Consider the following 21,056-nt stretch of genomic DNA (forward strand, 5'->3'; position numbering starts at 1 on the left):
CCGGTACGCCTAGTACACGCTGTCCGTCTGGTCGGGGATGACGCTGGTGTCACCCCGGCGCACGGGGCCCGCCGTGCCGTCGCGGTCGACGTAGCCCGTGGTCGAGCACGGGTACGGCGTGCCCTTCTGCTTCTTCGGCTCGATGAACATCGGGTTCACGATCCACTTGCCGTCGCTGTTGTCGTACGCACGGCACATCAGCTCGTTCTTGTTCCGGTTCACGACCAGCCGCAGCGCCGTCGCGTCCCGCAGGAACGAGATGTCGGTGTCGGAGTCGCCCGCGGCGAACACCTGGCGCCGGGCCGCCGGCTGGACCTTCTCGGCGGCCGCGCCGCGGACGCCGAAGACCTCCTTGTTGATCCAGCACCGCTTGCCGTCGATGTACGTGATCATCGTGTCGGCGCCGTCCTTCACCGAGCCGCAGCCCTGCAGGTGCGCGGTGAACTTCCCGCCGGACGCGGTCGTGTTGCGGATGCCGATGACGTGGTCCGCGTCGACCCCGACGCCCTCGGCCCACACCTCGACGACCGGCTGCGGCGAGGCCGAGCTGATCCAGACGTCGAAGCCGGCCTTCTGCAGGCCGGCTATGAGGTCCTTCTGCTGGTCGTAGTAGCGGACCCAGCCGGTGGCGGTACCGGTGCCGACCTGCTGTTTGGCGCCGACCGGCGCGGCCAGGTTCTCGGCCTGCGCGGCGGCCGCGAAACCGCGGACCTCGCGTGCGGTCCAGCCCTGCATCAGCTGCGGCAGCCAGGCGTAGGCGGGCTCGATGGTGCGGTGGTCCCAGCCGGCGAAGGCGGCGGCGCCGGAGCGGGTCGCGGCGGTGCCGTAGACGGCGGCGATCTCGTCGGCGCAGCCCGCACCCTCGGGGGCGCCGGTGGGCAGCGGGGCGCCGGGGCGGGCGAGGGCGCCGCAGGCGCCGGCGAGGGCCTGGGCGGCGGCCGGGGTGAGGTAGCGGCTGGTGGCGGTCCAGTCCCCGGCGGACGGCTGGCGGATCTTGCCGCTGCGCAGCAGCCAGTACATGGTGGCGTCGCCGACGTCGTTCTTGACGACGGTGTTGTCCCAGTCGAAGACGGCGACGGGCTTGTTGCGGCTGGGCCGGTACGGGTTGCACTTCCCGTACCGGTCGATCAGCTGCTGGAGCCGGGCCTGGTTGTCCCCGTACCAGCCGGCCGCGAGCTGCGGGGTGGTGCAGGGGGCGCCGGGGCGGGCCGCCTGGGCGGCGGGCGCGGCGGCGACGAGGGTGCCGGCGGCGATCGCGACGGCTGCGCCGACGGCCTGGAGCCGCCGTGCGGTGCTACGTGGGGTCACTGAGGTGAACACTCCCTACTTCCAACGAAGATCATCTCGGACGGTAGAACACGACAGCCGGGCGTCGTGCGACGCCCGGCTGTCGGGGGGATGGAGCACGGGTGAACGCTCGGGGCCCGCAGGGCCCGTCCGCGGAGCGCTCTACAGGGGGGTGACGTACGCCCCGGAGATGCCGCCGTCGACCAGGAAGTCGGTGGCGTTGATGAACGAGGAGTCGTCGCTGGCGAGGAAGGCGACGGCGGCCGCGATCTCGGTGGGCTCCGCGAACCGGCCCAGCGGGATGTGCACCAGGCGGCGGGCCGCCCGCGCCGGGTCCTTGGCGAACAGCTCCTGCAGCAGCGGGGTGTTGACCGGCCCCGGGCACAGGGCGTTCACGCGGATGCCCTCGCGGGCGAACTGCACGCCGAGCTCGCGGGACATGGCGAGCACGCCGCCCTTGGAGGCGGTGTACGAGATCTGCGAGGTCGCGGCGCCCATGATGGCCACGAAGGACGCGGTGTTGATGATCGAGCCGCGGCCCTGGCGCTGCATGTAGGGCAGGGCGGCCTTGCAGCACAGGTACACGGAGGTGAGGTTGACGTCCTGGACGCGCTTCCAGGCCTCGAGGCCGGTGGTGAGGATCGAGTCGTCGTCCGGGGGCGAGATGCCCGCGTTGTTGAAGGCGATGTCGACGGAGCCGTAGGTGTCGAAGGCGGTCTTGAAGAGGGCCTCGACCTCCTCGGGGCTGGTGACGTCGACCTTCACGAACAGGCCGTCCACCTCCTCGGCGGCGGCCTTGCCGGCCGTCTCGTCGATGTCGGCGCAGACCACGTTCGCGCCTTCGGAGGCCAGCCGGCGGGCGGTGGCGAGGCCGATGCCGCTGCCGGCTCCGGTGATGACGGCGGTACGGCCGACCAGGCGGCGGCAGACGATCTCGGTGTCAGAAGTGGTCATGATGGGCTCAGGCCTCCGTGCTGATGAAGACGTTCTTGGTCTCGGTGAATGCGGTGAGGGCGTCGGGTCCGAGCTCGCGGCCGAGTCCGGACTGCTTGTAGCCGCCGAAGGGGGTCCAGTAGCGGACGCTGCTGTGGGAGTTGACGGACAGGTTGCCGGCGGCGACGGCGCGCGAGACGCGCAGCGCGCGGCCGACGTCACGGGTCCAGAGGGAGCCGGAGAGGCCGTACTCGGTCGCGTTGGCCAGCCGTACGGCGTCCTCCTCGTCCTCGAAGGGGAGGACGACGGCGACCGGGCCGAAGACCTCCTCGGCCGCGACGGGCGCGGTGGGGGCGACGTCCGTGACGAGGGTCGGCGGGTACCAGAAGCCGGGGCCCCCGGGGGCCGTGCCGCGGATCGCGGTGAGGTCGTCGGTGACGTACGACCGTACGCGGTCCAGCTGCACGCGGGAGATCAGCGGCCCCATCTGGGTCTTCTCGTCGGCTGGGTCGCCGACGCGAACGCCCTCGATGCCGGGGGCGAGCAGCTCCAGGAACCGGTCGTAGGCGGAGCGCTGGACGAGGATGCGGGTGCGGGCGCAGCAGTCCTGGCCGGTGTTGTCGAGGAAGGCCATCGGCGCCGCGGCGGCGGCCGCCTCCAGGTCCGCGTCGGCGAAGACGATGTTGGGGCTCTTGCCGCCGAGTTCGAGGGTGACCCGCTTCACCCGGTCGGCGCACTTGGCCATGATCTGCTTGCCGACCGGGGTGGATCCCGTGAAGACGATCTTCGCCACACCCGGGTGCTCGACGAGCGCGTCTCCGGCGACCGTTCCGCGGCCGGGGAGCACCTGGAAGAGGTGTTCGGGGATCCCGGCCTCGAGGGCGAGTTCGGCGAGGCGCAGCGCGGTGAGCGGGGTGGTCTCGGCGGGCTTGAGGAGGACGGCGTTGCCCGCGGCCAGGGCCGGGGCCAGGCCCCAGGCGGCGATCGGCATGGGGAAGTTCCACGGGGCGATCACGCCGATGACGCCGAGGGGTTCGAGGAAGGTGACGTCGATGCCGCCGGCGACGGGGATCTGGCGGCCGGAGAGCCGCTCCACTCCGCCGGCGGCGAATTCGAGCAGGTCACGGACGTTGCCGGCTTCCCAGCGGGCGTTGCCGATGGTGTGCCCGGCCTCGCGGACCTCCAGCTGGGCCAGTTCCTCGATGTGCCCGTCGACGACCGCGGCGAAGCGGCGCAGCAGCCGGGCCCGGTCGGCGGGGGCGGCCGCCGCCCAGCCGCGCTGGGCCGCGGCGGCCCGCGCGACGGCGGTGTCGACATCGTCCCGTGTGGCGGCCGGGACGATGGCGACGACTTCCTCGGTGGCCGGATTCAAGACTTCCAGCGCATCGGACACGTGGTGCCTCACAGACTCTCGGTTCGGTGGCGTGCGTGGCGCGCGGTGGCATGCGGGCGCGCGGTGGCATGCGGGGCGCGCAGTGGCGTGCGTGCGGGTGGCTACAGGCGCTCGAAGGAGCGGCGCAGCTCCCAGTCGGTGACCGCGGAGTCGTACGCGTCCAGTTCGACGCGCGCCATGTTGCGGTAGTGGGCGACCACCTCGGGGCCGAAGGCGGCCTTGGCGATCTCGCTGTTCTCCCAGAGCTCCGCGGCCTCGCGCAGGGTGGTGGGAACGTGAGCGAAGTCCGCGGTGTAGGCGTTGCCCGCGCAGGCCTCCGGCAGCTCGAGGCGGTTCTCGACGCCGTAGAGCCCGGCCGCGACCAGGCCGGCGACGGCGAGGTACGGGTTGACGTCCCCGCCGGGCAGGCGGTTCTCGAAGCGCATGGAGCGGCCGTGGCCGACGACCCGGAGCGCACAGGTCCGGTTGTCCACGCCCCAGGCGACGGCGGTCGGTGCGAAGGATCCCGGCCGGAAACGCTTGTAGGAATTGATGTTCGGGGCGTAGAGAAGGGAGAAGTCGCGCAGCGCGGCCAGCTGTCCGGCCAGGAAGTGCCGCATCACCGGTGACATTCCGCCCGGGCCGTCACCGGCCATCGCGTTGTGCCCGTCGGCATCGCCCAGCGAGAGGTGGATATGGCAGGAGTTGCCCTCGCGCTCGTCGAACTTGGCCATGAAGGTGAGCGAGACGCCTTCCTGGGAGGCGATCTCCTTCGCCCCGGTCTTGTAGACGGCGTGCTGGTCGCAGGTGGTCAGCGCCTCGTCGTAGCGGAAGGCGATCTCGTGCTGGCCGAGGTTGCACTCGCCCTTCGCGGACTCGACGGTCAGGCCCGCGGCCTGCATCTCGTTGCGGATCCGGCGCAGCAGGGGCTCGATGCGGCCGGTCCCGAGGACGGAGTAGTCGATGTTGTACTGGTTGGCGGGGGTCAGGCCGCGGTAATTGGCGTTCCAGGCCTGCTCGTAGGTGTCCTGGAAGACCATGAACTCCAGCTCGGTGCCGACCATGGCCGTGTACCCGTGCTCGGCGAGGCGCTCGAGCTGGCGGCGCAGGATCTGCCGGGGCGCGGCGACCACGGGCGAGCCGTCGTTCCAGGCGAGGTCGGCGAGGAGGAAGGCGCTGCCCGGGTTCCAGGGGATCCGGCGCAGGGTCGCGAGGTCGGGGTGCATGGCGAAGTCGCCGTAGCCCCGGTCCCAGGAGGACATCTCGTATCCGTCGACGGTGTTCATGTCCGTGTCGACGGCGAGGAGGTAGTTGCAGCCCTCCGTGCCGTGCGCGAGGACCTCGTCGAGGAAGAACTGTGCGGCGAACCGCTTGCCCTGGAGCCGCCCCTGCATGTCGGGGAAGGCCAGGACCACGGTGTCGATCTCGCCGGCGGCCACGAGAGCGCGGAGCTCCTCGGGCGCGAGCGGCGGCTTGCGGTCTACCACTGGAATCTCTCCTTCGGTGAGCCGAGGAGGCCTAAGGTATTGAATAGAACCATTGCTTGGGAAGGGGAGGAGCCGAGATGACCGACACGGCGAGCGAAGGCGGCGCGATCGCGCGGCTGAATCCGGTGCTGCGACAGGTGCGGGCGGGCAACGGTTTCGAGGAGGCGCTGGAGCAGATCCTCCAGGTGGTCCGGCTGGGGCTGGTGCCGGGCGGGGAGCGGCTTCCGCCCGAGCGGGAGCTGGCGGAGCGGATGGGGATCAGCCGGGTCACCCTGCGCGAGGTGCTGAAGGTGCTGCAGGACCAGGGTCTGGTCGAGGCCCGGCGCGGCCGGTACGGCGGAACGTTCGTGCTCCCCCGCCCCGACACCCCCGTCGGCGGCACCGAGGACGAGCTGCGCCGGCGCGTGGTGGGCGTGGACATCGAGGACGTCCTGCGGTTCCGCGAGGTCCTGGAGGTGGGCGCGGCCGGGCTGTGCGCCTCCCAGGGGCTGACCGAGGAGGGGGCGGAGCGGCTGCTCGGCGCGCTGACCGCCACCCATGACGCACCGCTGCCCGACTACCGCCGCCAGGACACCCTCTTCCACCTCACCCTGTGCGAGCTCGCCGGATCCGCCACCCTCACGGCCCAGTACGCCGCCGTCCGGGCCACCGTGAACGACCTGCTGGACTGCATCCCGCTGCTGGTGCGCAACCTGGAGCACTCGCAGCAGCAGCACTCCGCGCTCGTCGAGGCGGTGCTCGAGCGGAACGCCGACGCGGCGCGCGAGGTGATGCGCGAGCACTGCTGCGGAACGGCGGCGCTGCTGCGGGGCTTCCTCGCCTAGCCGGCGGGGCCGGTGCGGGGGTGGCCCGTGAGGCTTTCGTAACCCTTGTTTAACGCAGGGGTCTTGCGCTCTCCACTCCGCTACGGCAAAGGTACGCCCCACAACCATTGCCCTAGGCAGGAGCGCACATGGCCGACGACACCGAGGCACGGCTCGCAGCCGTACCCGAACCCACCACGTCCCCCGACGGCGGCGACGGCTATCTGGAACGCCGCACGCTCCGCCGCGGCAGCGCCGGCTGGCTGCTGCTGACCGGCCTCGGCGTCGCGTACGTCGTCTCCGGCGACTTCTCCGGCTGGAACGTCGGCCTCGCCCAGGGCGGCTTCGGCGGGCTCGCCATCGCCACCGCCCTGATGGGCGCGATGTACGCCTGCCTCGTCTTCTCCCTCGCGGAACTGTCCGCGATCCTGCCGACGGCCGGCGGCGGCTACGGCTTCGCCCGCCGGGCGCTCGGCACCTGGGGCGGCTTCCTCACCGGCACCGCGATCCTCATCGAGTACATCCTGGCCCCGGCCGCCATCGCCATCTTCATCGGCGACTACGTCGAATCCCTCGACCTCTTCGGCCTCACCTCGGGCTGGCCCGTCTACCTCGCCTGCTTCGCGATCTTCATCGGCATCCACCTGTGGGGCGTCGGCGAGGCGCTGCGCTTCTCCCTCGTCGTCACCGCGATCGCCGTGATCGCGCTGATCGTCTTCGCACTGGGCGCCTTCACCGGGTTCGACCCCTCGAACCTCGACGACATCGCCGTGGACACCACCGCCGCCGGCTCCAGTTCCTGGCTGCCGCTCGGCGTCCTCGGCATCTGGGCCGCGTTCCCCTTCGGCATGTGGTTCTTCCTCGGCGTCGAGGGCGTACCCCTGGCCGCCGAGGAGGCCAAGGACCCGGTGCGCTCCATGCCGCGGGCCCTGTCGATCTCCATGGGCATACTCGTCCTGCTCGCACTGGTCACCTTCCTCGCCTCGACCGGTGCGCGCGGCGCCGACGCCATCAAGGACGCCGGGAACCCGCTGGTCGTCGCCCTCGAAGGCAACCCGGGCCTGTCCTGGCTGAAGACCTTCGTCAACTACGCGGGCCTGGCCGGGCTCGTCGCGTCGTTCTTCTCCCTCATCTACGCCGGCTCGCGCCAGCTGTTCGCCCTCTCCCGCGCCGGCTACCTGCCGCGCTTCCTGTCCCTGACCTCGAAGCGCAAGGCCCCGTACCTCGGCCTGCTCATCCCCGGCGCGATCGGCTTCGCGCTCGCCGCGGCCACCGGGAACGGCCCGCGCATGCTCAACATCGCGGTGTTCGGCGCGACCATCTCGTACGCGCTGATGGCCCTCTCCCACATCGTGCTCCGCAGGCGGGAGCCGGGCCTGGAGCGCCCGTACCGCACGCCGGGCGGCATCGCGACCTCCTCGGTGGCCTTCGTCCTCGCCCTGTCGGCGCTCGTCGCCACCTTCCTGGTGGACAAGGACGCGGCGTTCATCGCACTGGGTGTGTACGCCGTCGCCCTCGCCTACTTCGCGCTCTACAGTCGGCACCACCTGGTGGCCTCCGCGCCGGAGGAGGAGTTCGCGGCGCTGGCGGAGGCCGAGGCCGAACTCACCCGAGACTGACCGTCGTTCATCGTCCCCTGGAGGTAGCAACAGTGGCCAGGCCGCTCATCGGCATCACGACCTACGTGGAGGAATCCACCCGCTACGGGGTGTGGGACGTCCCGACGTCCCTCGTGCCCACCGGGTACTACGAACTCGTCCAGGCGGCGGGCGGCGCGGCCGTGCTGCTCCCGCCGGACGAACCCGGATCGGCGGCAGAGGTGCTGAGCCGGCTGGACGGCCTGGTCGTCGCGGGCGGCCCCGACGTGGACCCGGTCCGCTACGGGGCGGAACGCGACCCGCGTACGGGGGCCGCCGCGACGCAGCGGGACGAGTGGGAACTCGCCCTGATCGAGGCGGCCTTGGCGGCGGGCATGCCGGTACTGGGCATCTGCCGGGGCATGCAGGCGCTGAACGTGGCCCTGGGCGGCACGCTGGTCCAGCACATCGACGGCCATGCGGTGGCTCCGGGCGTCATGTCCTGGCACCCGGTCCGGCCGGTCCCGGACACGCGGTACGCGGCGCTGGTGCCGGAGGAGGCGGAGGTCCCGACCTACCACCACCAGGCCGTCGACCGCCTGGGCCGCGGCCTGATCGCCTCGGCGCACGCGGTCGACGGCACGGTGGAGGCCATCGAACTCCCCGACCCCGCGCACTGGGTCCTGGGCGTCCAATGGCACCCGGAACGGGACAAGGACACCCGCGTGATGTCCGCCCTGATCGAAGCCGCCGCCCTCACCCCGGCGGTCCTGGCCTAGAAGACGCCACCCCCCACCCGCGGGCACGGGCCCGCGGGTGGGGGGACGGGGCCGCGTAGAGTACGGGGAGGCAGCCGTACGGAACGGGGGGCGGAGCCGCCGGATGAGTGCGTCTACACCGCAGACCGCGGTCCTGGTCGAGCCCGCGGCCGAATCCGGACCGGGCCGCCGAGGGTCCGCGCGGGGCATCGCCGCCGCGCTGTGCGCCCTGGTGGGAGTGGGACTGGTCGGCGGGGCCGGCATCAGCGGCTGGGTCGAACAGCGCGCCGCCCACAGCCCCCTGGCCCCCGACGCCGCCTACCGCAAGGCCGGCTCGCTCTGGCGTGCGACCCCCGTGGACACCCTGTTCCCGCCCGTCCTGGACGGGGCGGAGAGCGGCCCCGGCGGGGCCGACCGCACGTGGACCCGGGTCGCGCTCGCCCCCGACGCCGACTGCGGGCCCGCGCTCGCCCCCGACTGGCAGGAGGCCCTCGCCGCCACCGGCTGCACCCGGGTGCTCCGCGCCACCTACACCGACGCCACCCGCAGTTCCCTCGTCACCGTCGGCATGGTCTTCACCCCCGCCGACGCCCCGGCGATGGCGGCCCTGCGGGGACGGCTGCCCGCCCCGCCCGGCTACGGCTTCGCCGACAGCCAGCGCGCCGCATGGACCGCGTCCGTGCCGTCCGAGGCCCCCGTCGTCGTCTACACCGTCTCCGCCTTCACCGACGGCCGCACGCTCGACGCCCCCCGCCCCGCCGCGGACACGATGCGCAAGGACGCCACGGGAGCCGTCGCCCAGGCCGGCCTCGGCCACGCGGCCAAGGCCGTCGCCGACCGGATGGAACGGGCCGTACGCACCCTCGCCGCGCCGCCCGCCCCCGCCGGAACCGCCCGGTGAACCGGTCCCGGGCCGGCTCCGCCCTCGTACTCGGCGCCCTCCTCGTCGCCGCCGCCGCGCCCCCGGCAGCCGCCGACGCCATCCGCGACCGCCAGTGGGGCCTCACGGCCCTGCGCGCCGAGGAGGCCTGGGGCACCACCCGGGGCAACGGGGTCACCGTCGCCGTCCTCGACACCGGGGTCGACGCCACCCATCCCGACCTGGCCGGCCAGGTCCTCGACGGCACCGACCTGATCGGCATGGGCGCCGGCCGCGGCGACCGCGCCTGGGCCCGGCACGGCACCGCCATGGCCGGGATCATCGCCGGGCACGGTCACGGCGCCAACCGCCGCCAGGGCGTCCTCGGCATCGCCCCGCAGGCCAAGATCCTCCCGATCCGCGTGATCCTCGAAGAGGGCGACCCCGGCCGGGCCAAGGCCCGCGAGAACAAGGGCGGCGCCCTCGCCGAGGGCATCCGCTGGGCCGCCGACCACGGCGCGAACGTGATCAACCTCTCCCTCGGCGACGACAGCGACTCCGCGCACCACGAGGCCGCCGAGGACGAGGCCGTCCAGTACGCCCTCGCCAAGGGCGTGGTCGTCGTCGCCTCGGCGGGCAACGGCGGCCGCCAGGGCGACCACGCCTCCTACCCGGCCGCCTACCCCGGGGTCATCGCCGTCACCGCGGTCGACCGCGACGGGAAGAAGGCCGCCTTCTCCACCCGCAACTGGTACGCCACCGTCAGCGCGCCCGGCGTCGACGTCGTCATCGCAGACCCCGACCGCGCCTACTACGAAGGCTGGGGCACCAGCGCCGCCGCGGCCTTCGTCTCCGGCGTCGCGGCCCTCGTCAAGGCCGCGCACCCGGACCTGTCCCCGGCCCAGGTCAAGAAGCTCCTGGAGGACACCGCCTCCGACGCCCCGCCCGGCGGCCGGGACGACTCCCGCGGCCACGGACTGGTGGATCCCGCCGCCGCCCTCCAGGTCGCCGACACGGTGCGCGCCGAGCCGCCGCTCCCCGCGCCCGTCGCGGCCGGGCGGACGTACTTCGGCCCGGGCCCCGAGCCGGTCCGTGCGGCCGGGCGCGGCGCCCGCCTCGGCGCCCCGGCGGCCGCGGCCGCCGGGCTGGCGCTGCTCGTCCTGGCCGCCGTGCTGGCCCGGCGCCCGCGGGGCCCGCGGAGGGATCGGGATAGGGTCGGGTAACTGTGGCGAACAAAAACATTCCCGACCCCGGCTTCTCCGACGACGACGGCTCCGCCGACCCCCGGCTGAGCGCGGCCCTGGCCGCCTGGTCCGAGGACCGGGCGAAGGAGCCGGAGGTGCTGGCCGCCCTCAAGGGCGCCCGCCTGCTGGTCCCGGTCGTCGCCGTACTCGGCGAGGTGGAGACCGACCCGGAGACCGGGCTCAAGCGGGAGAAGACCAGCGACATGGCCGTCCCGACCCTGCGGGCGGGGGACCGGCGGGCGCTGCCCGCGTTCACCTCGATCGCCGCGCTGGCGCTGTGGGACCCGGCGGCCCGGCCGGTGGCCGTCCCGCTGCACCAGGCGCTGGCGGCCGCCGCGCACGAGAAGGCCGACACCGTGGTCCTGGACTTGGCCGGCCCCGTCACCTACCAGCTCACCGGCCCTGCGCTGCTCGCGCTGGCCGAGGGCCGCACCGACGCCGGCCCGCTGGCCGACCCCGCGGTGCGGGAGGCCGTACGGGCCGCCGTGTCCGCCGAGCAGGCCGTGCTCCGCGCCCACCTGGGCCCGGGCGGGGCCGACAGCGACGGCACCCTGGCGATCGTCCTGGCCCCCGGTGCGCAGGCGCACGCCGCGGCCCGCCGGGTCGCCGAGGCCCTGGCCGCCGACGAGACCCTGCGGGCCCGCCTGGTGCGCGGGCTGGACCTGGCCCTGCTCCCGCAGGAGGCCCCGGTCCCGCCCGGCGAGCCGCTCTTCACCCGCTGAGCGGCCAAAGGCGGAAAGGGTCCGGACGCGCGAAGGGCCGGGGCATCGCCCCGGCCCTTCCCCGTACGCTGGGGCGGCTCAGCCGAAGACCGGGCCCGTGAACTTCTCGCCCGGGCCCTGGCCCGGCTCGTCCGGCACGATCGAGGCCTCGCGGAAGGCGAGCTGCAGCGACTTCAGGCCGTCGCGCAGCGGAGCCGCGTGGAAGGAGCTGATCTCGGTGGCGCTCGCCGTGACCAGGCCGGCCAGGGCCGTGATCAGCTTGCGGGCCTCGTCGAGGTCCTTGTGCTCGGAGTCCGGCTTGTCCAGGCCCAGGTTGACCGCCGCGGCGCTCAGCAGGTGCACGGCCACCGTGGTGATCACCTCGACGGCGGGCACGTCCGCGATGTCGCGGGTCATGGCGTCGTAGTCGGGAGCGTCCGGCGTGCTGCCGGCCTCGGTGGCGGGGGCGGGGGTCGCGTCAGTCATGCCTCACACGATAAGCCGGGACGAGCGGCCTGCCGACCGGGCCCCGTGCGGACACCGTGCCGACACCCGGGAGACACCGGAGGGGCGGCCTCCGGGTGAGCGGACCCGGCGCGGAATGCTATATTGGGCTGACGACCGGCCGGAGACGCATGTCCCCGGCCCACAAGTGGAGGCTCCGCTCTCCCACCCGACCACCCTCCGGGGCGGCGGGTCACCGGTCAGGTGGCATCCATCGTTCCGTACGGACGATGGAAAGCTGCCCGAGTCTGCGCCCCGCGATCGCACGCGGCGGTGCTCCGGTTGTTTTGGAGCCCCTGCCTGTGCCCGGCGGGGCATTTTTCATTCTCCGCCGCGGTTGGTCTGACGACATTAGACGTCAGCGGCTGTCTGCCAGGCAGCCGTGTGGTGCTACCGAGGAGGATCCATCAGCACCGAGCCCCGCATCAACGATCGGATTCGTGTCCCTGAGGTGCGACTCGTCGGTCCCAGCGGCGAACAGGTGGGCATCGTCCCGCTTGCGAAGGCGCTTGAGCTCGCGCAGGAGTACGACCTGGACCTGGTCGAGGTCGCGGCGTCTGCACGCCCGCCGGTCTGCAAGCTCATGGACTACGGCAAGTTCAAGTACGAGTCGGCCATGAAGGCCCGTGAGGCGCGCAAGAACCAGGCGCACACGGTCATCAAGGAAATGAAGCTCCGGCCGAAGATCGACCCGCACGACTATGACACCAAGAAGGGTCACGTCGTTCGGTTCCTCAAGCAGGGCGACAAGGTCAAGATCACGATCATGTTCCGTGGTCGCGAGCAGTCCCGGCCGGAACTCGGCTACCGACTGCTGCAGCGTCTCGCTTCGGACGTCGAGGACCTCGGGTTCATCGAGTCGAACCCGAAGCAGGACGGCCGCAACATGATCATGGTCCTCGGTCCGCACAAGAAGAAGACCGAGGCGATGGCCGAAGCCCGCGAGGCGCAGGCCGCCCGTAAGGCCGAGCGCCAGGGTGTCGCCGCCGACGAGGCTCCTTCCGAGGAAGCCCCCGTCGAGGAAGGCACCGAGGTCGCCTCTGCCGAGGCCACCGAGGATGCCTCTCCCGAGGCACCGGCCGAGGCCTGATTCCGAGGCAGCCTGTCTCGGATCACCGACACAACATGACGCTCCCAGGCGCCGGTCCTTCAACCGGACCGGCGGGAGCGCCACCGACGAGGAGATAACGGCGCTATGCCGAAGAACAAGACGCACAGCGGTACCAAGAAGCGCTTCAAGATCACCGGCTCCGGCAAGGTGCTCCGTGAGCGCGCCGGTAAGCGCCACCTGCTCGAGCACAAGTCGTCCCGTGTCACCCGCCGCCTCACCGGCACCGCGGAGATGGCCCCCGGCGACGCCGCGAAGATCAAGAAGCTTCTCGGCAAGTGACGTTCTCCGCTCCCCCTGCCGGGAGCGGACGTCAAGACCGGGACCCCATCGAATTCGGGCCGTGTGAAGACACCCACGGCCCCGCTACAAGGAGTTAAAAAGTGGCACGCGTCAAGCGGGCAGTAAACGCCCACAAGAAGCGCCGGGCGATCCTCGAGGCGGCCTCCGGCTACCGCGGTCAGCGTTCGCGCCTGTACCGCAAGGCCAAGGAGCAGGTCACCCACTCGCTGGTCTACAACTTCAACGACCGCAAGAAGCGCAAGGGCGACTTCCGTCAGCTGTGGATCCAGCGCATCAACGCCGCTGCCCGCCAGAACGGCATGACGTACAACCGCCTCATCCAGGGTCTGAAGGCCGCCAACATCGAGGTGGACCGCAAGATCCTCGCGGAGCTGGCCGTCAACGACGCCAACGCTTTCGCCGCGCTCGTCGAGGTTGCGCAGAAGGCGCTTCCGGCCGACGTGAACGCCCCGAAGGCCGCTGCCGCCGCCTAAGCAGCGCGCAGCAAGCCCTTCACAGGCTTCAGCCCGGACCCGCAGGCCCTGTGCCTGCGGGTCCGGTGCGTTGTAGCCGATCCACCTGTTTCGACCCGCAGTACGTACGGAAGCGAGCCGACCGCCATGGGTACCCCCGCCCCCGCCGAGCTGATCTCCCCCCGATCCCCGCGGGTGGCCGCCGCCAGGCGACTGGCGCGCCGCAACTTCCGCACCAAGGAGCGCCGGTTCATCGCCGAGGGCCCGCAGGCCGTCCGCGAGGCCGTCGAGCACCGGGGCTCGGGCGGCGCGTCGACCCTGATCGAGCTGTTCGCGACCGTCGAGGCCGCCGAGCGCTACGCCGAGATCATCGACGCCGCGCTGGCCGCCGGCGCACGCGTCCACTACGCCTCCGACGAGGTGCTCGCCGAGGTCTCGCAGACCGTCACCCCGCAGGGGCTCGTCGGCGTCTGCCACTTCCTCGACTCGCCGTTCGAGGACGTCCTGAAGGCCGAGCCCAAGCTGGTCGCCGTCCTCGCCCACGTCCGCGACCCCGGGAACGCCGGCACGGTGCTGCGCTGCGCGGACGCCGCCGGAGCGGACGCGGTCGTCCTGACCGACGCCTCCGTGGACCTGTACAACCCGAAGTCCGTCCGGGCCTCCGTGGGCTCCCTCTTCCACCTGCCGGTGGCGGTCGGCGTCCCCGTCGAGCAGGCCGTCGCGGGGCTCCGGGCGGCCGGCGTGCGGATCCTCGCCGCCGACGGGGCCGGCGAGGACGACCTGGACGCCGAGCTCGACGCGGGCACCATGGGCGGTCCCTCGGCCTGGGTCTTCGGCAACGAGGCGTGGGGCCTGCCCGAGGAGACCCGGGCGCTCGCGGACGCCGTCGTACGCGTCCCGATCCACGGAAAGGCCGAGAGCCTGAACCTCGCCACGGCCGCCGCGGTGTGCCTCTACGCATCCGCGCGTGCACAGCGGGCTCCCGGAGGGTGCCGCTCCGTGACCCCCAGCTAGTAATGTGGCGGCCCGGGGGCCCACTGCGCTACTCGGAGATGTGGGGTACGGGGACATGACCGTCGGTACGAACAGCTCGCCCGGGGCCGTGAAGGCGTCCGGGACGCCGTCCCTGGCGGCCGTGCCCCCGCAGGCCGCGGGCCGCGCCGGACCTGCCGCGCCCGAACCCGGCGACCCCTGCGAGTTCGCGCAGCTCGGGGTCGACCCCGACGACCTGCCCGACGGGCTCGTCGTCGCCGACCACGCCGGCCGGGTGATCTGCTTCAACTCCGCCGCCGCCCGGATCACCGCCCTGGCCCCCGACGAGGCGCTCGGCGCACGCATCGACCGGGCGCTGCCGCTCGAGGACCTCGACGGCCGCCGCTGGTGGACGCTGACCGACCCGTACGGGGGCCTCGCCACCCGGCGCGGCCAGCCCGAGCGCAACCTCCTGCTCCCCGGCGGCCGCGAGGTGCTGGTCTCCGCCCGGTACGTACGCACCCACCCCACCGGCCCGCTGCGCCGCCTCGTCGTCACCCTGCGCGGCACCGAGGCCCGCCGCCGCACCGAGCGCAGCCACGCCGAGCTGATCGCCACCGTCGCGCACGAGCTGCGCTCGCCGCTGACCTCCGTCAAGGGGTTCACCGCGACGCTGCTCGCCAAGTGGGAGCGGTTCACCGACGACCAGAAGCGCCTGATGCTGGAGACCGTCGACGCCGACGCCAACCGCGTCACCCGGCTGATCGCCGAGCTCCTCGACATCTCCCGCATCGACTCGGGCCGCCTGGAGGTCCGGCGCCAGCCGGTGGACATCGCCACCGCCGTCGGCCGTCACGTCCAGGCGCTCACCGCGAACGGCCAGGCACCCGACCGGTTCCTCGTACGGGTCAGCCGCTCGCTCCCGGATCTGTGGGCAGATCCGGACAAGATCGACCAGATCCTCGGCAACCTCCTCGAAAATGCGGTGCGGCACGGCGAGGGAACGGTCACCATCGACGTATCGCCGACCAGCATGACGAACGCTGCGGGCAAGACCGAGAAGGGAACCGCCGTCACCGTGACCGACGAGGGCCCGGGGATCCCCGAGGAGTCGATGGGCCGTGTCTTCACCCGCTTCTGGCGGGGGAGCAAGCGCGGCGGCACCGGCCTGGGCCTGTACATCGTCAAGGGCATCGTCGAGGCCCACGGCGGCACCATCGCGGTCGGCCGCGGCCCCGGCGGCGGCGCCGAGTTCCGATTTATCCTGCCCGTGGGCGCGCCGGCCTACCTCACGCAGTAACCCTGCGGAGCGTCTCGCCAGGCGGCCCACGGGCTCCTTCACCCCCAGCGACCTTTAGACTCGTCCTTTGGCACCTTTGGGCCCATGTCCGAATCGGTCGATCGAACTGTCGAGCAGATCGCGCGGGGCTCCACCAGCCAGCCATCGGAAGTACGGGAAGAGATGTCGGCACCGAACAAGTCGTACGACCCTGTCGAGGTCGAGGCACTGAAACCGGAAGAGATCGAGCGCATGCGGGACGAGGCGCTCGCCGCCTTCGCGTCCGCCGGCGACCTCGACGCGCTGCGTGAGGCGAAGACCGCGCACATGGGCGACCGCTCGCCCCTGGCGCTCGCCAACCGCGAGATCGGCGCCCTGCCGCCGCAGGCCAAGGCCGAGGCGGGCAAGCGCGTGGGCCAGGCCCGCGGCGCCGTGAACAAGGCCTTCGGGGCCCGCACGGTCGAGCTCGAAGCGGAGCGCGACGAGCGGGTGCTGGTCGAGGAGGCGGTGGACGTCACGCTGCCGTACGACCGCGTCCCGTCCGGCGCCCGGCACCCCCTGACCACGCTGATGGACCGCATCGCGGACGTCTTCACGGCCATGGGCTACGAGGTGGCCGAGGGCCCCGAGGTCGAGGCGGAGTGGTTCAACTTCGACGCCCTCAACTTCACGCCCGACCACCCGGCGCGCCAGATGCAGGACACCTTCTTCGTCCAGGGGCCCGAGGGCACCGAGGGCGACGAGTCCGGCGTCGTGCTGCGCACCCACACCTCCCCGGTGCAGGCGCGCTCGCTGCTCGACCGGGAACCGCCCGTGTACGTGGTGTGCCCGGGCCGGGTGTTCCGCACCGACGAGCTCGACGCGACGCACACCCCGGTCTTCCACCAGGTCGAGCTGCTCGCCGTCGACGAGGGCCTGACCATGGCCGACCTCAAGGGCACCCTGGACCACATGGTCCAGGCGCTCTTCGGCAAGGACATGACCACCCGGCTGCGCCCGAACTTCTTCCCGTTCACCGAGCCGTCCGCCGAGATGGACATGCAGTGCTACGTGTGCCGCGGCGAGTCGGTGGGCAACCCCGACCGCCCGTGCCGCACCTGCTCCAGCGAGGGCTGGATCGAGCTCGGCGGCTGCGGAATGGTCAACCCCAAGGTACTCATCGCCTGCGGTGTGGACCCCGAGAAGTACAGCGGGTTCGCCTTCGGGTTCGGCATCGAGCGGATGCTGATGTTCCGCCACAACGTCGAAGACATGCGAGACATGGTCGAGGGTGACGTCCGGTTCACCCGGCCGTTCGGGATGGAGATCTGATGCGGGTCCCGCTTTCTTGGCTGCGGGAATACGTCGACCTGCCTGCGGGCACGACCGGTCGTGACGTACAGGCCAAGCTCGTAGACGCAGGCCTCGAGGTCGAGAGGGTCGAGCAGCTCGGCGCCGGCCTCAAGGGCCCCCTCGTCGTCGGCCAGGTGCTGACCATCGAGGAGCTCGAGGGCTTCCGCAAGCCGATCCGTTTCTGCACGGTCGACGTCGGCCGGGCCAACGGCACCGGCGAGCCGCAGGAGATCGTCTGCGGCGCCCGGAACTTCTCCGTCGGCGACAAGGTCGTCGTGGTCCTGCCCGGCGCCGTCCTGCCCGGCGACTTCGCGATCGCCTCGCGCAAGACGTACGGCCGCACCTCGCACGGCATGATCTGCTCCGGCGACGAGCTGGGCATGGGCGACGACGGCACCCACGGCATCATCGTGCTCCCCCCGGAGCACGAGGTCGGCACCGACGCGATCGAGCTGCTCCAGCTCGTCGACGAGGTCCTCGACATCGCCGTCACCCCGGACCGCGGCTACTGCCTGTCGATGCGCGGTGTGGCCCGTGAGACCGCCACCGCGTACGGCCTGCCGCTGCGCGACCCGGCGCTGCTCGACGTGCCCGCGCCGAACTCGTACGGCTACCTGGTCAAGATCGACGACCCGGCCGGCTGCGACCGCTTCACCGCCCGTACGGTGACCGGCCTCGACCCCGAGGCGAAGTCCCCGATCTGGCTGACGCGGCGCCTGCAGAAGGCCGGCATGCGCCCGATCTCGCTCGCCGTCGACGTCACCAACTACGTGATGCTCGAGCTCGGCCAGCCGCTGCACGCCTACGACCGCTCCCGCCTGGACGGCGCCATCGGCGTGCGCCGGGCCGAGCAGGGCGAGAAGTTCACCACCCTCGACGGGGTCAAGCGCACGCTCGACGCCGAGGACCTGGTGATCACCGACAACAGCGGGCCGATCGGCCTCGCCGGCGTCATGGGCGGTGCCAACACCGAGATCGCAGACTCCGTGACCGACCCCGAGACGGGCGCCGTCTCGGGCACCACGGACGTCGTCATCGAGGCGGCGCACTTCGACGCCCTCACGATCTCCCGCAGCGCCCGCCGCCACAAGCTCGCCTCCGAGGCCTCCAAGCGCTTCGAGCGCGGCGTCGACCCGCAGGCGGCCTCCGCGGCCGCGCAGCGGACCGTCGACCTGCTCGTGCTGCTCGCGGGCGGCACCGCCGAGGCAGGCGTCACCGAGCTCACCGCCCCGGGGGCCCCGCGCACCATCGCGATGCGCGCGGACCACCCGGACCGCGTCGCGGGCATGGACTACGGCCGCGAGACCGTCGTCCGCCGCCTCCAGGAGGTCGGCTGCGACGTCTACGGCCAGGACGAGCTCGTCGTCACCGTCCCGTCGTGGCGGCCCGACCTCGCCGAGCCCAACGACCTCGCCGAAGAGGTCATCCGGCTCGAGGGCTACGGGAACCTCCCGTCGACCCTGCCGCAGCTGCCCTCCGGCCGCGGCCTGACCGCCCGGCAGCAGCTGCACCGCCGGGTCGGCCGCGCCCTGGCCGGCGCGGGCTACGTCGAGGCGCTCAGCTACCCGTTCGTCGGCGAGGGCGTCTTCGACCAGCTCCAGCTGCCCGCGCACGACGCGGCCCGCCAGGTCGTCAAGCTGGTCAACCCGATCTCCGACGAGGAGCCGGCGCTGCGCACCACGCTGCTGCCGGGCCTGCTGGGCGCACTGCGCCGCAACGACAGCCGGGGCAGCCACGACCTCGCCCTCTTCGAGACGGGCTCGGTCTTCCGGGCCGGCCCGCAGCCGGGTGTCGCCGTACGGCTGCCCGTCGACCGGCGTCCCACGGCCGAGGAGATCGCCACGCTGAACGCCGCCCTGCCGGCCCAGCCGCGGTACGCCGCGGTCGTGCTGGCCGGTGCGCGCGAGCAGGCCGGCTGGTGGGGCAAGGGCCGCCCGGCCGACTGGGCGGACGCGGTCCAGGCCGCGCGCTCGCTGGCCGTCGAGGCCGGCGTGGAGCTCGTCGTGCGCCAGGGCCAGTACGGGCCGTGGCACCCGGGCCGGTGCGCCGAACTGCTCGTCACCCTGGACGGGGTGGAGACGGTCATCGGCCACGCCGGTGAGCTGCACCCGCGCGTCGTCAAGGCGATGGGCCTGCCGGCCCGCACCAGTGCCATGGAGCTCAACCTGGACCGCCTCGCGGCGGCCGGCGGCGGCGCCGTGCAGGCGCCCCGGATCTCCACCTTCCCGGTGGCGACCCAGGACGTCGCGCTGATCGTGGACGCGTCGGTCCCGGCCGCCACGGTCGAGGCCGCGCTGCGCAAGGGCGCGGGCGAACTGCTGGAGTCCCTGCGGCTGTTCGACGTGTTCACGGGTGAGCAGGTCGGCGAGGGCAAGAAGTCCCTGGCGTACGCGCTGCGCTTCCGCGCGGCCGACCGCACGCTGACGGCCGAGGAGTCCACGGCCGCCCGCGACGCGGCGGTGGCGCTGGCCACCGAGCGCACGGGCGCGGTGCTGCGCGGGGCGTAACCGCTGCGTGGCGTGAGGCCCGAGGGGGCGTATCCGGTGGTCCGGGTACGCCCCCTCCGCCTTTGCCGGGGGGCGCGGAGACCCTGATCACTCATTCGGGTGAGAACGCCGGTGACCCGTGTCCACGGCTGTGGGCGGTCGACACAATCGTTGCGGCCGAGGGGAGGCCGGAACGATGATCACGTGTGGGGAGATGCCCCAGGTGCGTCGGGTGTGCGTCCTCGCATGGGGCGGCGCCGCGGTGTCCTGGGAGCTGTCCACCTCGGGGCGGCTCGGGGCGAGCCTGGCCAGCTGCGCGGCGTTCCTGTTACTGGCCACCGGGTGTGCACTGCACATCCGGCGCGGGCTGATGGCCGAGCTGCGGCGCTCGCAGGAGATCGCCGGCGCGGCGCAGCGGGCGCTGCTGCGGCCGCTGCCGGGGCGGATCGACGGCCTGACGCTGTCGGCGGCGCAGCTGTCGGCGAGCCGGGGCGCGGCGGTGGGCGGCGACCTGTACGAGGCCGTGCCGACGGCGTACGGGGTCCGGGTGGTCATCGGAGACGCACGGGGGCACGGGCTGCCGGCGCTGGGCGCGGCTTCGGCGGTGCTCGGGGCGTTCCGGGAGGCTGCGTACGACGAGGCGGGGCTGGGCGGCGTGCTGGTGCGGATGGAACGGGCCCTGGCCCGGCACGTCCTGGCCCAGGACGCTGCGGAGGAATTCGTGACGGTGCTGCTCCTCCAGATCGCGGAGGACGGCTCCGTACTCGCCCTGAACTGCGGCCACCCGTGGCCGTACCTCCTGCGCCCGTCGCAGCCACTGGAGTCCTGCGGGGCCGTTCCCCGCCCCGCCCCTTCGCCGCCCGCCGGGGCGCAGGCGCGGGGTCCGGGGCGGAGCCCCGGTTCGGGAAGGGGCGGGGTGCGGAAAGGCCCCGCGCAGCGGGGCTTGGACGTACGGACCCTCGACGGGGGTGAGACGCTGCCGCCGCTCGGGGTGGTGCCGGTACCCGACGGGCTGGTCGGGGACGACTGCGGGCAACTGTGGCCCGGCGACGTGCTGTTCCTGCACACCGACGGCGCCGAAGACGCCCGCGACCGCGACGGTCGCTTCTTCCCCCTGCGCAGCGTGCTCGCAGAGCAGCCTGCGGACACTCCCGCGCGGCTGGTCGCGGGCGTGCACGCCGCACTGCTGCACCACACCGGCGGGCAACTCACGGACGACGTCGCTCTGCTGGTGCTGCGCAGCGACCGCGGCTGCTGAGCCGAAGGGAACCGCACACCGGGCCCGGTGGGAGGGCCCGGCGCGCGTTCCACGGCCCCCTGCCGGGGCCCGGCGACCAACCGGGCGCCGGCGGAGCCGGAGCGCGCCGCCCGCCTGCCATGGAGTGTCGGGCAGACAGCAGGGCGGGCGGCGCGGTGCGGGTCGTCGCACTGTACGAGGGGGAGCCGACGACCCGGGCTGCCTCTTTGGCGAGGCTCTTAAGTGAACCGCTCCCGGGGCTCCTTGCGGCAGGGTGCGTATCGCATTTATGCGCGTACTAGGTTCACACCCCGTGTGAACCGCGCACCCACTAGCCTGAGACCGAAGAGCCCTTGGAGCGG

General features: G+C 72.8%; 19 protein-coding genes. 14 read left to right on the forward strand and 5 right to left on the reverse strand.

Annotated elements, in window-relative coordinates:
* Positions 1–9 precede the first annotated feature (9 nt).
* The 4 genes from ACFYXK_RS16125 to ACFYXK_RS16140 all read right to left on the reverse strand — a co-directional run bounded on the left by ACFYXK_RS16125 (position 10) and on the right by ACFYXK_RS16140 (position 5,079).
* Positions 10–1,308 carry a haloacid dehalogenase-like hydrolase gene (locus ACFYXK_RS16125; RefSeq protein WP_389411698.1) on the reverse strand — a complete coding sequence of 433 codons (1,299 nt, stop codon included), beginning with the start codon at positions 1,306–1,308 and terminating at the stop codon, positions 10–12.
* A 141-nt stretch (positions 1,309–1,449) separates the two neighbouring features.
* Positions 1,450–2,241, reverse strand: a complete 792-nt coding sequence (locus ACFYXK_RS16130) for a 3-oxoacyl-ACP reductase (protein WP_389411699.1) — start codon at positions 2,239–2,241, stop codon at positions 1,450–1,452.
* A 7-nt stretch (positions 2,242–2,248) separates the two neighbouring features.
* A complete protein-coding gene (locus ACFYXK_RS16135; RefSeq protein WP_389411700.1) occupies positions 2,249–3,613 on the reverse strand; it encodes an aldehyde dehydrogenase family protein in 1,365 nt (454 codons plus the stop codon).
* Positions 3,614–3,714: 101 nt separating this feature from the next.
* The gene (locus ACFYXK_RS16140; protein WP_383512154.1) at positions 3,715–5,079 is read right to left on the reverse strand and encodes a glutamine synthetase family protein; all 1,365 of its coding nucleotides are present in this window, start codon (positions 5,077–5,079) and stop codon (positions 3,715–3,717) included.
* A gap of 77 nt (positions 5,080–5,156) precedes the next feature.
* Here ACFYXK_RS16140 and ACFYXK_RS16145 point away from each other — a divergent pair, with 77 nt between their 5' ends.
* The 6 genes from ACFYXK_RS16145 to ACFYXK_RS16170 all read left to right on the forward strand — a co-directional run bounded on the left by ACFYXK_RS16145 (position 5,157) and on the right by ACFYXK_RS16170 (position 11,042).
* Positions 5,157–5,903 (forward strand): FadR/GntR family transcriptional regulator, encoded by a 747-nt coding sequence (locus ACFYXK_RS16145; protein ID WP_053785984.1) that lies wholly within the window; start codon positions 5,157–5,159, stop codon positions 5,901–5,903.
* 128 nt (positions 5,904–6,031) lie between these two features.
* A complete protein-coding gene (gene eat / locus ACFYXK_RS16150) occupies positions 6,032–7,501 on the forward strand; it encodes an ethanolamine permease (RefSeq protein ID WP_389411701.1) in 1,470 nt (489 codons plus the stop codon).
* A gap of 32 nt (positions 7,502–7,533) precedes the next feature.
* Positions 7,534–8,238: a gamma-glutamyl-gamma-aminobutyrate hydrolase family protein gene (locus tag ACFYXK_RS16155; RefSeq protein WP_389411702.1), complete on the forward strand. Its 705-nt coding sequence runs from the start codon at positions 7,534–7,536 to the stop codon at positions 8,236–8,238.
* A gap of 103 nt (positions 8,239–8,341) precedes the next feature.
* The gene (locus tag ACFYXK_RS16160; protein WP_389411703.1) at positions 8,342–9,118 is read left to right on the forward strand and encodes a hypothetical protein; all 777 of its coding nucleotides are present in this window, start codon (positions 8,342–8,344) and stop codon (positions 9,116–9,118) included.
* The gene (gene mycP / locus ACFYXK_RS16165) at positions 9,115–10,299 is read left to right on the forward strand and encodes a type VII secretion-associated serine protease mycosin (RefSeq protein ID WP_389411704.1); all 1,185 of its coding nucleotides are present in this window, start codon (positions 9,115–9,117) and stop codon (positions 10,297–10,299) included. Before ACFYXK_RS16160 ends, mycP begins: the two co-directional genes overlap by 4 nt.
* Before the next feature lie 2 nt (positions 10,300–10,301).
* A complete protein-coding gene (locus ACFYXK_RS16170) occupies positions 10,302–11,042 on the forward strand; it encodes an SseB family protein (protein WP_389411705.1) in 741 nt (246 codons plus the stop codon).
* 78 nt (positions 11,043–11,120) lie between these two features.
* Here the strand turns inward: ACFYXK_RS16170 and ACFYXK_RS16175 are convergent, their stop codons facing one another.
* On the reverse strand, positions 11,121–11,507 hold the full coding sequence (locus ACFYXK_RS16175; protein WP_266668679.1) for a DUF1844 domain-containing protein: 387 nt from the start codon (positions 11,505–11,507) through the stop codon (positions 11,121–11,123).
* Positions 11,508–11,907: 400 nt separating this feature from the next.
* Here ACFYXK_RS16175 and infC point away from each other — a divergent pair, with 400 nt between their 5' ends.
* From infC to ACFYXK_RS16215, 8 genes are all read left to right on the forward strand, one after another.
* Positions 11,908–12,615: a translation initiation factor IF-3 gene (infC, locus tag ACFYXK_RS16180; protein ID WP_356869668.1), complete on the forward strand. Its 708-nt coding sequence runs from the start codon at positions 11,908–11,910 to the stop codon at positions 12,613–12,615.
* A 105-nt stretch (positions 12,616–12,720) separates the two neighbouring features.
* Positions 12,721–12,915 carry a 50S ribosomal protein L35 gene (gene rpmI / locus ACFYXK_RS16185; RefSeq protein ID WP_030157249.1) on the forward strand — a complete coding sequence of 65 codons (195 nt, stop codon included), beginning with the start codon at positions 12,721–12,723 and terminating at the stop codon, positions 12,913–12,915.
* Positions 12,916–13,016: 101 nt separating this feature from the next.
* A complete protein-coding gene (gene rplT / locus ACFYXK_RS16190) occupies positions 13,017–13,409 on the forward strand; it encodes a 50S ribosomal protein L20 (RefSeq protein ID WP_030860181.1) in 393 nt (130 codons plus the stop codon).
* A 126-nt stretch (positions 13,410–13,535) separates the two neighbouring features.
* Positions 13,536–14,402, forward strand: a complete 867-nt coding sequence (locus ACFYXK_RS16195) for a TrmH family RNA methyltransferase (protein WP_389411706.1) — start codon at positions 13,536–13,538, stop codon at positions 14,400–14,402.
* Between the two features lie 55 nt (positions 14,403–14,457).
* A complete protein-coding gene (locus ACFYXK_RS16200; protein WP_389411707.1) occupies positions 14,458–15,660 on the forward strand; it encodes an ATP-binding protein in 1,203 nt (400 codons plus the stop codon).
* Positions 15,661–15,822: 162 nt separating this feature from the next.
* The gene (gene pheS / locus ACFYXK_RS16205; protein ID WP_383512217.1) at positions 15,823–16,950 is read left to right on the forward strand and encodes a phenylalanine--tRNA ligase subunit alpha; all 1,128 of its coding nucleotides are present in this window, start codon (positions 15,823–15,825) and stop codon (positions 16,948–16,950) included.
* The gene (pheT, locus tag ACFYXK_RS16210; RefSeq protein ID WP_389411708.1) at positions 16,950–19,478 is read left to right on the forward strand and encodes a phenylalanine--tRNA ligase subunit beta; all 2,529 of its coding nucleotides are present in this window, start codon (positions 16,950–16,952) and stop codon (positions 19,476–19,478) included. The genes pheS and pheT overlap by 1 nt, the downstream gene beginning before the upstream one ends.
* Positions 19,479–19,671: 193 nt before the next feature.
* Positions 19,672–20,715 carry a PP2C family protein-serine/threonine phosphatase gene (locus ACFYXK_RS16215; RefSeq protein WP_389411709.1) on the forward strand — a complete coding sequence of 348 codons (1,044 nt, stop codon included), beginning with the start codon at positions 19,672–19,674 and terminating at the stop codon, positions 20,713–20,715.
* Positions 20,716–21,056: the final 341 nt, after the last annotated feature.

Origin of the sequence: Streptomyces sp. NPDC002209 (assembly GCF_042890265.1) — a bacterium.
Classification (GTDB): Bacteria; Actinomycetota; Actinomycetes; order Streptomycetales; family Streptomycetaceae; genus Streptomyces.